At 68.4% G+C, this 14,695-nt stretch carries 10 protein-coding genes; 5 read left to right on the top strand and 5 right to left on the bottom strand.

The features are described from left to right. The 3 genes from Poly30_RS06365 to Poly30_RS06355 are packed head-to-tail and all read right to left on the bottom strand — an operon-like array spanning position 1 to position 3,479. Positions 1-225 carry a hypothetical protein gene (locus Poly30_RS06365; RefSeq protein WP_145195428.1) on the bottom strand — a complete coding sequence of 75 codons (225 nt, stop codon included), beginning with the start codon at positions 223-225 and terminating at the stop codon, positions 1-3. After that, positions 215-2,623 (bottom strand): hypothetical protein, encoded by a 2,409-nt coding sequence (locus Poly30_RS06360; protein WP_145195426.1) that lies wholly within the window; start codon positions 2,621-2,623, stop codon positions 215-217. Before Poly30_RS06360 ends, Poly30_RS06365 begins: the two co-directional genes overlap by 11 nt. A 25-nt stretch (positions 2,624-2,648) precedes the next feature. Then, a complete protein-coding gene (locus Poly30_RS06355) occupies positions 2,649-3,479 on the bottom strand; it encodes a hypothetical protein (RefSeq protein WP_145195423.1) in 831 nt (276 codons plus the stop codon). A gap of 102 nt (positions 3,480-3,581) precedes the next feature. Here Poly30_RS06355 and Poly30_RS06350 point away from each other — a divergent pair, with 102 nt between their 5' ends. Next, a complete protein-coding gene (locus Poly30_RS06350) occupies positions 3,582-5,708 on the top strand; it encodes an efflux RND transporter permease subunit (RefSeq protein ID WP_145195421.1) in 2,127 nt (708 codons plus the stop codon). Positions 5,709-5,725: 17 nt separating this feature from the next. Next, positions 5,726-7,270 (top strand): MBL fold metallo-hydrolase, encoded by a 1,545-nt coding sequence (locus tag Poly30_RS06345; protein WP_145195419.1) that lies wholly within the window; start codon positions 5,726-5,728, stop codon positions 7,268-7,270. Positions 7,271-7,373: 103 nt separating this feature from the next. On the opposite strand, the gene mdoH is transcribed toward Poly30_RS06345, so the two are convergent. Together mdoH and Poly30_RS06335 are read right to left on the bottom strand one after the other, a co-directional pair. Next, on the bottom strand, positions 7,374-9,584 hold the full coding sequence (gene mdoH, locus Poly30_RS06340) for a glucans biosynthesis glucosyltransferase MdoH (protein ID WP_145195417.1): 2,211 nt from the start codon (positions 9,582-9,584) through the stop codon (positions 7,374-7,376). Further along, on the bottom strand, positions 9,581-11,104 hold the full coding sequence (locus tag Poly30_RS06335) for an OpgD/OpgG family glucan biosynthesis protein (protein WP_145195415.1): 1,524 nt from the start codon (positions 11,102-11,104) through the stop codon (positions 9,581-9,583). The genes mdoH and Poly30_RS06335 overlap by 4 nt, the downstream gene beginning before the upstream one ends. A 677-nt stretch (positions 11,105-11,781) precedes the next feature. Here Poly30_RS06335 and Poly30_RS06330 point away from each other — a divergent pair. The 3 genes from Poly30_RS06330 to Poly30_RS06320 all read left to right on the top strand — a co-directional run bounded on the left by Poly30_RS06330 (position 11,782) and on the right by Poly30_RS06320 (position 14,692). Next, entirely contained in the window at positions 11,782-12,489 is a 708-nt protein-coding gene (locus Poly30_RS06330; protein WP_419191024.1) for a DUF2959 family protein, read from the top strand. A 213-nt stretch (positions 12,490-12,702) separates the two neighbouring features. After that, positions 12,703-13,236: a MarR family winged helix-turn-helix transcriptional regulator gene (locus Poly30_RS06325; protein ID WP_419191023.1), complete on the top strand. Its 534-nt coding sequence runs from the start codon at positions 12,703-12,705 to the stop codon at positions 13,234-13,236. Beyond that, positions 13,229-14,692 (top strand): efflux transporter outer membrane subunit, encoded by a 1,464-nt coding sequence (locus Poly30_RS06320; RefSeq protein WP_145195409.1) that lies wholly within the window; start codon positions 13,229-13,231, stop codon positions 14,690-14,692. Before Poly30_RS06325 ends, Poly30_RS06320 begins: the two co-directional genes overlap by 8 nt. Positions 14,693-14,695: the final 3 nt, after the last annotated feature.

The raw sequence follows: 14,695 nt of genomic DNA, 5'->3' as shown, positions 1-14,695 counted from the left end.
CTACGAAAAAGCCATCGTGGCCAGGAAGGCGGCTGCGGCGCCGATTCCTGCTCCGAGGAGGGCGGTCGGTGAGCCCGCGATGAAGAACCCGATGGCCCCGCCCACGAGCGCCCCCACCACCGTGGCCGTCAAGAATCGGAGCAGCGCGCCCGAGAACGCACCGAAGAAAGTCATGGCGATATCTCGGAAGAAGCCGACGTCTTCGCGGGGCGGTTCATTCGTCATGCTGAATCTGGCGGGTCGCGCGTTGCCGGATGTCGTCGAAGCGGTGCAGGTGCTGGAGGTCCGGGATCACGGGGCCTGGAATACCGTACTCCTTGGCCCAGGGTTCCTCCAGAGGGGGACGCGCCCAGCCAACGCCATTCAGTGGCCAGGAGTTTCGAATGGCCGCGCAGCGAAGGTACGGCTTCGCGAAGGGGCGATCCTCCGGCGCCAGCGCCTCCACCCCGTCCATGGCCATCTCCGCCAGTTCGGGTGGCTGGAGCAGGACGAGCGCCGCCAGCGAGACATCGGCGTGCACGCCCGCTCCCTCGATCTCCACCAGGGAACGCAGGCTCGCGCCTCGCACGATCAGGTCGGGGCTCCAGAGGAACTCCGTCAGCTTTTCTCCCTGGCTCGCGGACGCGGGCGACAGCTGGCGAAGCGCCTCCACCACCATGGTCGTCTGAAGACGCGACCGTCCCAGGTTCTCCCCCAGTGCCCGGACCGTCGAAGAGTCGGTGGCTTCGAGACGCGCCAGCGCCGTCGCGATCGCTGCCACGGCCGTTGGCCCCTGCTTGCCGAGCTGCGCCCTGAGTTCGCTCAGCTGCGCCACGGTCCTGCTCCCATCCTTGCGACCGCCGTCCTTCGCGAGTCCACCTCGCTCGAGGGCCGCCCGCAGCTCTTTGATGCGAGACTTCGTGGAACGAGTCCCCACGGAGAGAGCTTCAGCCGCCGCCGCGCGAACTTCATCCGACACCGACCACTCCAGCGCGTCCTTCGCCGCCTTCAACAGCCACTTCGAATCAGGATCACAGCGCGCAGCCGCCGTGAGTACCGTCGATTGCACCTGGAACGGAAGCTCATCGAACTGCTTCAAGAGCGGATCCAACAGGCCGTCGGCTTTCGATCCGAGTTTGGCCAATCCGCGCAGAACTCTTTCGAACTCAGGAGCCGTACGGTCCTGGAGGCACGCTTCCAGCATCTCCACGGTTGCTTCGTCCGTTCCGCCGGACATCGCGAGGTACCCCATCACCATGGGGCGCGTCGAGGCCGAGCCGTTCCGCGCCGTGTCCAGCAGCAGCTCCTGGGGCGCGCCTCCACCGAGATCCAGCAGGCTCGGAAGCCAGGGGAGACGGTCGCTCGGTGAAAGTGCGCGAACGCGCTCGACCAGCGCGTCCATGTCCTCGGACGCCACCTCTCGCGCGAACACACCCGGAATGAACCGGCCCTCGCCGGCGGGAAGGGCGATGCGCTCGGCGCACCAGTCGAGGCGCTCCTCGGGCTCGAGCTCCAAGCGGAGCATGACGGCCCCCATCGAGTTCAACAGCTTCTCGCTCGCATCGGGTCGCAGCCATGCACGGTGGAGCGCTTCACGGAGCGCCAGGAACTCGGGGTCGGGAAGACGCAGGCTCGCGAACACGGCCTCTTCGGCCAGCGCCAGCTTCGGGCTCCGAAGAGCCTCGTGCAGGATCTCCACGCGCAGCTCTCCGTCCATCTCCAGCTCCGGCAGTCCGAGGAGAAGCTCCCATCGAAGCGCGGATTGCGCGCTGCCCCGGAGAGCGAGAAACGCCTTGACCGTGCGCGGATCCGCAGGCGCGACGATCCGAGCCGGCCGCAGAAGGTCCACGTCCTTGGGCGACTTCATGAGAGCCTCCAGCACGGGCTCCGCCGCGCTCGCCCCGATGTCTGCCACCAGGGCACCGGCAAGGGCACGTACGCCCTCGAGTTGGCTCCCGAGGGCGCTCACAAGTCCTGGCGCTCCGGCCTCACCATAGGACCAGAGCGTGCTGCAGGCACCGAAGGCCACGCTCCATTCGGAATCGAGGACCGCCCATTCCAGGGCGGAAATCGCATCCTGCTCCCGCGCGTACGCTCGTAGACCCATGGCCGCCCGCAGGCGCGCGGTCACGGAGTTCGCCACGTCACCGTTCAGCACGGCGACCAGCTGATCCTGGGCGAAGGCTTCTCCACTCGCGATCAGCGCATAGATCGAATTCTCGCGCTGCTGGAGGCTCAGGGTGGGCCAACGTTCGATGAGCTCCCGGGAAGGATTCCTCGGCAGCACGGCGAGCGCGTACTGGCTTCGGGTGCGAACGGCATCCCGCGGATCACCCGCCTGCTTCAGCAACTCCTCGAAGGCTTCCTCGTGAGCGGAGGCGATCATCAAGCGCAGAGCACGAACGCGTTCGACGCATTCGAAGCTGATCTCGCTCTTCCTCCACCGGTCCTCCAGGAGTTCGAGGCTATCCGGCAGATAGGAGAGCCCTTGGATACCCGCAGAGAGCAGATCGTCGGCAGCCCGCTCCGCCCTCGTCTCGTCACCCGACTCGAGTCTTCGGATCAGGGTTCTGATCTCTCGCGCTTCGAGGGGCTCCGGCGATTGTGGAAGGAGGGCGAGTCCGAGAACGAGCAGCAACGGCATACGCCAGAGGCTAACAGGAAGTCCCTTACCTCGCAGCCGACCATGCGTCGACGCGCGCACGGTTGAGCTGGCGGCGAAGGTCGGCACCGAGATCGATCGACGGGTCGGCCTCGGCGACGGCGCCGGCCTTCCAGGCCGCGAGTGCTTTCTCTTCGGCGCCGTTCATCCAGAGGGCGTCGCCGAGGAACTGCCAGTTCACCGGCGTCGGGGCGAGGCGCGTCGCCTCCTGAAGAAGCTCGATCGCTTGATTGCGGTCGCCGTAGGGCCAGGGCGCGCGGTCCAGGAAGCGGGCGCGCAGGCGCAGGGGCCCGGCGAACTGGAACTCGGGGAAACGCTCCGCGACAGACTCCAGCGCCGCCTTCAGCTTCGGCCCGCGCCCGCGCAGGATCGCGGTGCTCTTGCCTTCGGCCCAGGCGACGAGCGACAGGTTGAACGCACGATAGTAGAGCGCTGCGGGATCCTCCGGCGCGAGGTCGGCCGCCGCGTTTCCGTGCTCTAGCCCGGCGGAGCAGAGACCGAGGACCGCGTCCTTGAGGTCCGCGTCGCCGGTCTCGTCCAGCTCCACGAGCTGCTGAACGGTGAGCTTCTCCGCGGCGGCCCGGGCGACCTGGCTTTCGATCAGTCGGACGTCCGCCGCGGTGGCGAGCCAGCGCGCCGCGCTGACCTGGGCTGCCGCGTCATCTGGCCTCGCTTCCGCGACCTCGCGCGCGGCGAACGCCTCGGCGTCGCAGCGTTCCTGGAGCGTCCCGAACTCGGCGCGCACGGCGTCGACCGGCGCAAGAACCTCGTGGAGAGGCGGCGCGGAACGGCATCCGGCAGAGAGGCAGAGCCAGAGCATCAGGAGTGAGTTCCGCATGGCCCCAGCATCCGCGACGGGCCCCCTCGCCGTCAACCGTGGCGCCCCCTCGATTCGAAGCCCGCTGACGACATGCAACGTCGCACAGCGTAGCCTGACGCCATGCCCTCCCCGAACGGCCCTGCTCCCCCTACCAACGGCCGTCGCCGAGGCCCGATCGTCCTCCTCGTCCTGTGGGTCGTCGCGCTCGCGGGACTGGGTCTCTACGCCGATGGCTGGAGCACGGACAACCGGATCGAACGCTGGGGATCCCAGCTGGACCGCGACGTCAGCTGGGAGGTCCTGCGCGACCGCTTCGGCGGCGACGAGGCAGTGCTCGTTCGACTGGGAGGCTTCGGCGTCGAGGACGCCGCGGCCCAGGCGTTCGCGGAGCAACTCGGAGCCGAGCTTCCGAAGCAGGCGGCGGTCGAGGACGTCGTCAGCCCGCTGTCGTTGCTCAACCGCTGGCCGTGGCCGGTGACCGAGCCCGCTACGAACCTCGAACGTCTCGTGCGGGGCCTCGATCTCCAGGCCGATGGGCCGCCGCGGATCGACTTCGTGCTGCGGATTGCGCTCGGTGCGACGCCGGCGGAGCGCGCGGACCTCGCTCGGTCGCTGGACGACCTCCGAGAGCGAGCGAAAGCCGCCGGTCTGGGGCTCCGCTACGCCGGCCACCCCCTCGTGTCCGCCGCACTCGATGACGAAGCGCGCCGCGTGGAGCGGACCTTCGTTCCGCTCCTCGTGCTGCTCGCCGCGCTGGGTGCCTGGGCGTTCCTGCGTTCGGTCCCGCTGGTCGCGGTCGCGCTCCTGCCCGCCGCAACGGCTTCGGTCGGCTCGCGCGCCGCGGCGCGCGCCTTCATCGGTCCCTCGGATCTCATTCTCGTCGCGGTCGGGCCGATCACCTTCGTCCTGCTTCTCGCGGGGACGCTGCACGTCGTTCTCCGGTTCCAGCATCACGTCGGCGCAGGGATGGCACCGCGCGAGGCAGCGCGTGCCGCGCTCCTGGACAAGCGCCTCGGATGCTCGCTCGCGGCGCTGACCACCGCCATCGGTTTTGCCGTGTTTCGGATCAGCGCGCTGCGCTCGGTCGCGGATCTCGGGACCCTCGCAGCGGCCGCCGTGCTCGTCGTCACGCCGCTGTCGCTCTTCGGCAGTACCTACCTGCTGGGCGCGCTCCGGTCCTCCCGGGGCAGCGCCACGGCGAGTGCTCGACCGTGGCGCAAGCTGGCTGCGTTCGTGGCACGCCGGCGAGGGCTCTTCGCCTGCGCGGCCATCGCCGTTCTCGTCGCCGGCGCCTCCACGCCGACGTTCCTGCAAACCGCCACCGACGGCCTGACGTACTTCGCGGCCGACCACCCGGTGCGCGTGCAGTTCGAGAGTCTCGAGGCCGAAGGCGCGGGGCTCTCCAGCGCCGAGGTGATGATCGAGCGCAAGGACGAAAGCGCCTGGACGGTGTCGCAGCTGGCGTCGCTCGAACTCGCGCGCGCGCTCCTCGCCGCGCCCGGTGCGACCCACGTCGTCGGGCCGGAGTTGATCCTCGATACCATCGCGAGCGGAGCGGGTCGGCTCGCGGCCATGCCGCTCCTTCGCAAGGCCGGACGACTCGACGAAAGCGGCAAGATCGCCCGCTGGACGGTGCGCTTTCCGAATGGAGAAAGCGAACAGACCGACGCTCTGCTGGCGGCGCTCCACGGGGTGGCCGACGCGCGCGTTCCCGAGGGCACGGCCTACGTCAGCGGCTCGCTCGTTCGACTGCATGAGGTCCAGGCGACGCTCGTGGGAACGCTGGCGCGGTCGCTCGGCCTGACGCTGATCGCGACCACGATTCTATTCCTCATCGTCGTGAGGTCCGCGCGCGAGCTCCTGGCGGCGCTGATGGTGAACCTCGTTCCGGTAGCCGTGATCCTCGTGGCGGCGGTGGCGCTCGGCATCCCGCTCGATGGAGCGACGACCATGGTGGCTGCGGTCGTGCTCGGCCTCGCTGTCGACAATACGTTCCACCTGCTCCACGCCGCTGGCCCGATGCCCCGAACGCCGCGGTCGAGGCTCCACGCCTTCGCCGAAGTCGGCGGCGCGGCGACGGTCAGCTCCTTCAGCCTCGCTCTGGGGTTCGGCACGCTCCTTCTCTCGGGCTTCGCGCCGACCTCGCGCTTCGGCGGGCTCTGCGCCATCGGCGCTGTGGCAGCCTGGGCCGCCGATCTTCTCGTGCTGCCGGCACTTCTTCCCTGGCGGAGCCAACGGAGGGGTTGAGGCGCCGTAGGCGGGCCATGATCCACCTCGCCGCCAGCCTCCTAGTCACCTCCGCGATGGCCACTGCCCAGAACTCCCCGCTCCAGGAGCACATCGAAGACTGCGAGCGCGGAAGGGCCACGCTGGAGTCCCTCTGCGAGCACCTCGCGCCGCCCCGCCACCGCATGCAGGCGACGGTCGAGACCCGATCCGTCAGCCTCCGCCACGGGCGCCGCCCCGACGACCATGGAACGTCGGAGTCGATCAGCGACCTGCGCGTCTTCGAGGTCTCCACCGGTGCCGGGTCTCCCTGGCGGGTTGACGTGGAAATGCGCGCTTCGAAGGGTGGCCCGGGCGCACGGCTCAGGATCAACGACTTCTTCGCGATCCAGGATCGAGCGGACAGCCCGGGCGCCGCACTCGATAGCGCCGATGCGCTGCGCGCTCAGCTCGTCCAGCGCGCGGCCTTCCCCGCCACTCTGGCCCATTACCTCTGCACGGCGGGCCGCGTCCTGAATGCGAACGACACGGCCGCTGGCGGCGTGGACGTGCTGGTTGCGCTCGAAGGCGGAAAGGCCCTGGTTCGCACTATCCCCGTTCACTACTCGCTCGACGAGAGCGACGTCGAGGTCCCGGGCCTCGTCGGCGTCGACTGGATGACGAGCAGCGAGCTGCTCGGGGATGTCGTGGAGTCGCTCACCTACCTCGATGCGCCGCCGATCGCGCCGGGCGTCGTCGGAGGCTGGACCATCACCGGCCCCCTCGGGACCGGCGAGATCGCCAGGATCACCGACGTCGATCTCGATTCGAAGGTAGAGCCCTTCGCGGGCGGACTGTTTCCTGACCCGGAGGCCGCCGAAAGCAACGACGCCGACCCGTCTCCCATCATTGAACTCCGAGAGCTGAGTGCGGGCGCTTTCGAGCTTTTGATCGCGAAGGAAGCGGCCCGGAGCGTCGCCGTCGACCTTGGCCCTGGATGGGCGGTGCTGGAAGCTCCCGTGAGTTCCACTATCGGCGAAGAGCTCATCCGAGCGCTGGAACGTGAGAAGCCAGGGCACCCGTTCCTCTATGCGGCCGCTTCACACCATCATCCCCACTACATCGGTGCCCTTCGTCCGTTTGTCCTGCGAGGCGCCACGATTGTCTGCCCCGCCGACGTCGCGGATTACGTCGAGCACGTGCTGAGTCGCCCTCGCACGCTGAAGCCGGACAGCCTGGCCCGTTCGCCCAAGCCGGTGAAGATCGTAGGCGTGGAGCCGGAGGAGCGCTGGGCGCCGCGAGAAGCCCCCGGACGCCTGATCGCCGCCGAAGCGGCCGGCCACTCCGCCCACACCGAGGCCTTCATGCTCTTCTTCCTTCCCGAGCACCAGCTGGCCTTCGGCGGCGACCTCCTGTGGCTCTCGAACGAAGAATCACTGCGCGGCCCCAACCCCAGAACGTTGGGCCTGAAGAAGATCCTCTCCGACGCCGAAGACCTCCAAGCCACCGAGTTCCTGACCTCGTGGCCAGCAGGCGGTACCCCGATGCGCGGCCAGACCTGGAAAGACCGCGTCCCCATCGCCGAGATCCTCGCCGTCCGCTAAGCGACACAAACGCACCTGGTCCGTTTGTTCCGGAACAAACGGACCAGGTGCGTTTGTTCCGGTACGGACGGACCTGGTCCGTTTGTGTCGGATAGGGGAGTGGTCAGTTCGAGGTTTGTCCTTTCGTTGCTCTCTGCAGGCGATTGGAGATCCGGGGTTCGATGGTCGGTCTTGGCTTGCCGGGGCTCGTTCGGACCGGCAGGTTGGCTGCCATCTTCAGAAGCTCCGCATCTCCGAGGAGAGCCAGGCGCTCTGGCTCCGTCAGCCAGGATTCGAGCTCCTCCAGCGTTCGCGCGTCATGGACCTTGGCACGGGCAGCCAGTGTCGCGAGGTCAGGGGTTCCGCGCTCCGGCCTGAAAGGGGCTCCGGCCAGCTCCAGGTGACGGGCTCGCGCCTCACTCAATGCCACTAGCGAGCGGAGGCCGCCCGGGACGCAACAGGCACGGGCGAATCGCGGGATGGCCGCGTTTCGCTCGAGGAGGATTGCGGGCGGATCCCGCTCCTCCGGCGTCATCAAGAGACCCCGCTCGCGCAGCCAGGTGCCCGCGCGGAGGCTTCCGCTCCAGCGAGAGATCGGCACGGCCACGATGAGCCCCGCGAGCGTCGGCGCCACCCAGCCGAGTAGCTCGAACAGGAAGTGGAACGTCAGGATCGCCGCCATCACGCCGATGAGGGTTTGCAGCGCATGCCGCTGGAGGCAGACGCTCCATGGCGTCGAGGCTCCCTCCCGCGTCTGAACGTTCCAGCCTGAATCCCGGCCCATCAGGACCTCGAGGACCTGGCGGGTCTGCATCGCCATACACACCGGCGCATAGAGCGCCGACGCGAAGAGTTCGATGAATGCGCCGAACAGGAGCCGCGGGATGGAACCTCCTCGGCGGCCTTCGGCGATTGCGGCTGACATGAGCCCGATCGCTTTCGGGAGCAACAGCACGCCGATCGATAGCCAGAACAGCGCGAACATCCGCTCGGAGTCGAACTTCGGCCACGTCGGCGTCAGCTGGAACGGCTCGGTAAAGTAGACCGGCTCGGCGAACGAAGCCTGCACGGCGACGATCGCTCCGACGACCATGAGCGCCAGCCAGAGCGGCGACATGAGGTAGCCCGCGATGCCCCCGAGCAGATGCGCTCGGCTGACGCCGGAGAGCCCACGCGCTCCCACGATGCCCGCGTGCTGAAGGTTGCCCTGCATCCAGCGACGATCGCGCTGGCTGAGATCGAGCAACGTCGGCGGACCGTCCTCGTAGCTGCCGTCCAGCTCAGGATCCATCCGCACGCTCCAGCCGGCGCGCCGCATCCACGCGGCCTCGGCGAAATCATGACTCAGGATCGGGCCTCCGAAGGGCTTGCGCCCGCGAAGCTCGGGGAGGCCGCACGCGTCCGCGAAAGCCGACAGTCGAATGATGGCGTTGTGACCCCAGTAGTTGCCGTCAGGCCCCTGCCAGGTGGCGACGCCCCGCGAGATCGCGGGGCCATAGGTGGCGCTCGCGAACTGCTGAAGTCGAGGAAGAAGCCCTCTGGCACCGGCGAGCCGCGGGACCGTTTGCAGTAGGCCGAGCTGCGGATCGGCCTCCATCGCGCGACTGAGGGCCACGAGCGTCTCCGGCGACATCACGCTGTCGGCATCGAGCATGACCATGGCGTCGTAGCGCCCGCCGAAGCGTTTGACGAAGTCCTCGACGTTGCCGGACTTCCGCGCCACGTTGCGATGGCGACGGCGATACCACACAGGCATCACGTCGTCCAGCGCCTCACGCAGCTCAGCCACCGCCGCCGTCTCACGGGTCCACGCGTCGGCGCGGTTCGTATCCGAGGCGATGAAGAGCTCGAAGCGGCCGGCGAGGCCGAGCCGCTCCAGTCCCTTCGCCATGGCGAAGAGTGCCGCCATCGGACCGGCAGGGTCCTCGTTGTAGACGGGCATCACCAGCGCCGTTCGGCCCAGCAGCGGACCGCTCGCGGGCACGCCGCGCCTGCGATAGAAGAAGAGGCCCGCCAGCGCCCCCGCGCTGGAGTACGCGATCCAGCCGAACGTCAGCGAGAAGAGCAAGGTGAGCAACACCTGCCCCACGCCCACCTCGCCCGACGACACCGCCAGCGCCATCTCGACCGTCGCATACAGGGTCAGCGCCGCCGATCCACCGAAGGTCAGCCATCGGCCCGCGCGCTCTCGCAGCGAGGCGCGTTCCCGCTTCCCCGAGGGAGGGCCCGAAAGATCGGACCGTCCCGTCCCAAGGGAACGCACGGGCATCTCGAGCGGAGCGGCTGGCGGCAGTGCCGCCCCGGTCCTCGGCTTCTCCATGAGGGCCTGGCTCATCGCGTCCACCTGTGCATCCAGCGCTCGCTGGCAGCCTTACCTTCGCGCGTCAGACGCAGGGAGAGCTCGGAGACATCCGCACCGTCCCCCGGCTCGAACTCCAGCGTCGCACGACAGGCACGGCCGCCTGGAAGCGCTTCGACGCGCGCTTGCCGCACGCCGCCCGTGGACGCCACGGTTTCGACCTCGAGCCCGCTCACGTCGAGGGGCTCGTCGCCGGTCCCCTCGAAGTCGATCACGAAGAGCCTCTTGCCCGTATTCGGCGCGAGCCCCGTGGCCGTCTCCACCACGCGCATCAGCTTCGCCCCATCGGGCGCGTCATCGCTCCACCGCACGCGGTAGGCGAATCGATGCGGCTGGTCGGGCGCCAGCGGCGTCTCGGGCCTCCAGAACGCGACCACGTTGTCGTTGAACTCGGTCTTCGACGGGATCTCGACGAGCGTGACGGCGCCCTTGCCCCAGCCGCCGCCCTCGGACGACGGCTCGATCCAGACGGACGGACGGCGCTCGTAGCGCGCCTCGGTGTCGCCGAAGTCCTCGAACTTCCGATTGCGCTGCATCAGCCCGAAAGCGCGCGGGTTCGAGTCCGCAAACGCCGAGACCTGGAGCTTCGAAGGATTGGTCAGCGGGCGCCAGAGCCGTTCGCCCGTGCCCGTGATCATCTGCAGACCGTCAGCATCGTGTACGGCGGCGCGAAAGTCATCGAAACGGCGCGCGTCGAAGCCCTTGTCGAAGAGGAACATCGACGTGAGCGGAGCGATGCCGGCCAGCTTCAGCTCCCTCCGTGGATAGAGGGTGACCACCACGTCCATCACCGTCTCTTCCCCGGGGGTCGCGACCATGGACATCACGCCCGCGAACGATTCCGACTCGAGGAGCGCGTGGATGGTGAGCGAGCGATCGTCGCTCCCGGGCTCCTCGAGGCTCAGTCGTGTGATGGACGGGAATTCCTCTCCGGAAGGATCCGCGGTCCGGAGCGCCACCGCGCGCGCCGACGTGCCGAAGCCATGGTCTCGGCCCACGGCGCGGAAGTAGCTCGCGCCGTGGAAGACGAGGAACTCCGCCGGTTCATCCACGATCGGATCGCGCGAGAGAAGTCGCCAGCCCGCAAAGCCGGAGCCGCTCTCGAGGGGCTGAAGCCCGTCGGGAAAGAGAAAGAGGCCTGGCTCGTAGGCGATGGGCCTCAGCCTTGGTTCAACGGGCTCCTCCATCCAGATGTCGAGCCGGACAGGGACGCGATACTGGCCGCCCAGGTGGAGCGGCTCGGCGGAGAAGAACGAATCCTCCGCCCCCCAGAGCCGGCGGCCGGTGTCGGGACGGATGGAGCGGTAGGCGTCGTAGTCGAGGGACTGGTAGGGATCCGGGAGATCGATGGCGAGCTTGCGAGCGGGCTGCGTGCTGAGTTCCTGGGCGCGCCGGTGCATCAGCGCTTCCGCGTCGACGACGTCGGCGTCCTGGGGGACCGAGGCAGGCTGGCTGGCGGCGAGGGCGGCGAAAACCGCGAACGTCGTGATGGTCATGGCGCGGAGATTGAGACCGACCCGTGAAGGCGGGATCTCTTCCGGATGACGCCGGGATTAACGCGGCGCTTTCTTCTCCTCGGAAAGCAGCGACGAGCCCCACACCCTCGCCGAACCGAGAACGGAACTGAGACTGCTAGCCTGCATTATTCACGAGTTTGCTCCACCAGTGCGTTCAAACCGCGGCGTGGCAAGGAAGACGACCGAACGAAGCGGAGGCGGGCCCGTAGGCCCGTCGAGCATTCTGTGAGGGAGCCCGCGAAGCGGGCGGCAGCCAAAGGCTGCCGTCTGACGCCGCCACGGCGTGGTTTGGGCGTGCTGGTGGTGCAAACTCGTGAATAATGCAGGCTAGGAGTCTGCGCTCGGGAACCTCATGACCGGCGCAACCCTGCCGTGCGCCGGACCCGGACCGGGATCGCGGCGGTCGAGTGCCCGAAGCCGAGACGCGGATGGCTCACCCTGGAGCATTTCGGACCGCATCGCCCGTGGCCTCCGCCCGTTCTGCCAGACGGCGCGCTCGACGCTCTCTCGGCTCGACCCGTTCCGATCTGATCCGCGCGCGAGTCTGTATCGGTCAGGTTCAAGCGGCCCGCGCCGTGCGGTCGACGAGTCCCCCAGCTATCGATGACCGGCCGCGCGGCCGACGAAGCCTAACAGAGGGGACCCCCCACCAAGACATGCCGCTAGATTCCAACCTGCGTTCGTTCGCTGCTCTCGCCGTTCTCTTCGGCGCCTCCACCGTTTTCCCGAGCTGCGCGTCGACGAAGCAGAGCGTCGGCCTCGAGAACGTGGACAGCCTCGTATCCCGCGTGGAACAAGTTCACCTGGAGACGGAGCTCTCCAAGCAGGCGGTCTACGCAGCGATCATCTCGCTCGGGCCGCTCTTCGCGAAGGACTTCGATGGCGACGCAACCGCGTCGTTCGAGGCGTTCGCCGAAGCCGTCGAAGCCTCCGAAAAACAAGCCAACGAGCTCCGCGCCCACGTTTCGCCCATGCGCAACTCGGCCGCGGCCGTCTTCGAGCGCTGGAACAAGAGCCTCGGCGATTTCAGCAGCCCGAACATGAAGCAGCGCAGCGAAGATCGCCTCGAAGCGACGCGCGAGCGGTTCGCCGAGGTCCAGGAAGCCGCCGTGCTGGCCCAGACCCACTTCGACGAGCTGAACGGCCAGCTCCGCGATACGGTCCTTTTCCTCGGGCATGACTTCAACTCGACCTCGGTCCTGGAGATCGAGGAGGACGCCTACGCGATCCGTGATCGCGCCCGACAGCTCGGCAAGATCTTCGACGATTGCATGGATGCTGCCGCCGAGTACGTGGAGAAGTCCGCGCTGCGCGGCCAGGCCCAGGAGGACGTCGAGGTTTCGGTGTCCAAGAAGGCCAAGTAGCCCTTCGATCGCGACCCCGGCAGGCCAAAGAGGCCCAGCCCGGAACGAGGCGCCCCGCTGGATCACTCCGGCGGGGCGCCTCGTTTCGTACTGAGTCAGGGCACCGCAGCGGGCCCCCCGCCCCCGTACCGATCCCACCACCATCCCTACCGTTCACGAATTCCCGGAAGTCTCTCGGGGCACTTTCCAGTCATGACCGATAGATTATCAGTCATGACCGAGATCAACCAGCAAGGGGCGCGCAAGAGCGCCAGTGGCCTCGGGGACCCGAACGGCGTGCTGCCGTTCCCCCACGTCACGGGTTACTGGGTCAACCGCCTGGGCGCCGCCTTCCGAACGGTCGTCGATCGCGAGGTCAAGGACTTCGATCTCACCCGTCGCCAGGTGGCGATGATGATCCACGTCGAGCGCGCGGAGAGCCAGCGGGGCGATTCCCCCACGGCCTCACACCTCACTCGCTCGCTCGGTGTCGACAGCACGGCGGTCACGCGCATGCTCGACCGGCTCGAAGAGAAGGGCCTGCTCGCCCGTTCACCCGACCCGAGCGACGGGCGCAGGCACCTGATCGGCCTCACCTCCGAAGCCCGAACGCTCCTTCCGAAGCTGAAGAAAACCGCCCGCAAGGTCGAAGCCTGCTTCGAGGCGGGCATCCCCGTGGAAGACCTTCGCACGTTCCAGCGCGTGATGATGCAGATGCTGGAGAACGCTGGCGAGTCGCTGGACGCGACGATCCCCCACCATGATTGACCGAATTCACTCGATCCGCGCGTGCGGTGCGCTGCTGCTCATGGGCAGCGCGACGGGCTGCTGGACCTCACCTGAACCCGGCGTCGATTCCATCTCGGTCGACCTCCCCGAGGCGTGGCGCGACGGCGCCGTGGATTCCGATACGGATCCCGAGGCAGCCGCCGTGGGCCTCGCCGAGAGCGGCACTCGCTGGTGGACGACCTTCGAGAGCCCGACGCTGGACGCCGCCGTGAACGACGTCCTGGGGAGCAACCTGGAGCTCTCTGAAGCCTGGTCTCGGCTGGCCCAGGCGAGCGCGAGTTCGTGGGCCGCTGGCGCCCCGCGGATCCCGACGCTGGACCTGGCCGCCAGCGTGCAGCGCCAGGAGATCCGACAGAGCGGCGGAGGCACCGCGGCCCTTCCGGTCCGTACCGGCTACGTCTACAACCTGGGTCCGTCGCTGAGCTACGAGGTCGACCTCTTCGGCCGCATCGATAGCGCGCTCAAAGCCGCGCGCCTGGAGGAAGCGGCCACCGCCGCCGACGTCCAGGCGACCGCGCTGGCCCTCACGGGACGCGCGACCGACGCGTGGATCCTCGCGGTGCAAAACCGCGCGTTGTCGCGGCTCGTGCGCGACCAGATCGGCGTTGGCGAGCAGCTGCTGAAGGTCACCGAGAACCGCTTCGGCACCGGCTCGGGCTCGGTGCTCGACGTCCTCCAGCAGAAGCGCCAGCTCCAGTCGACGCGCGCGGAACTCCCGAACTTCGAGGGCGCCGCCGAGCGCGCCGTCCACACGCTCAACACCCTGAGCGGGCGAGCGCCCAGGGATCCGGAGCTGTCAGGCCAGGACCTGCCTTCGACCCTCCCCGGGCTCCCTCCGCTCCCTGAGCTCGACGTGCCGACCGCCCTGCTCACGCTCCGCCCGGACGTCGTTGCCGCGCTGCGCCGCGTCGAGCGCTCGGACCGCAACGTGGCCTCCGCCATCGCCGCTCGGTATCCCCGTCTCTCGCTGACGGCCAGCTACCGCTTCGACGGCAGCGAACTCAGCGCGCTCTTCGATCGAACGTTCAACAACATCGTGGCGAACCTCGCGCTGCCCCTCCTCGACGGCGGCACGCGCCGCGCCGAGGTCGCGCGCCAGCGAGCGATCCTCGAAGGCGCCATCGCGACGCTCCAGCGCACGATCCTCACGGCGCTCCAGGAAGTCGAGGACGCTCTCTCCCGCGAACAGCGCGGCGTCCAGCGGCTCCACGCGCTCGAAGAGCAGTACACCATCGCCAGCGACGAACTCGCCCAGGCGAGGCGACGCTACGTGGGCGGGGTGGACACCTACCTCCAGGTCCTCTCCGCCGTCCAGAACCTCCAGACCCTGGAGCGCCAGCTCCTGAACGATCGCGCGGCCGTTCTCCAGGCCCGCGCCGCCCTCCTGCGCGCACTCGGCGGCGCCTGGCTCGACGACCTCCAACCGAATCCCTGATCC

Source organism: Saltatorellus ferox, from assembly GCA_007751475.1.
Taxonomy (GTDB): Bacteria; Planctomycetota; UBA1135; order UBA1135.
This window is presented reverse-complemented; position numbering and strand designations above follow the sequence as displayed.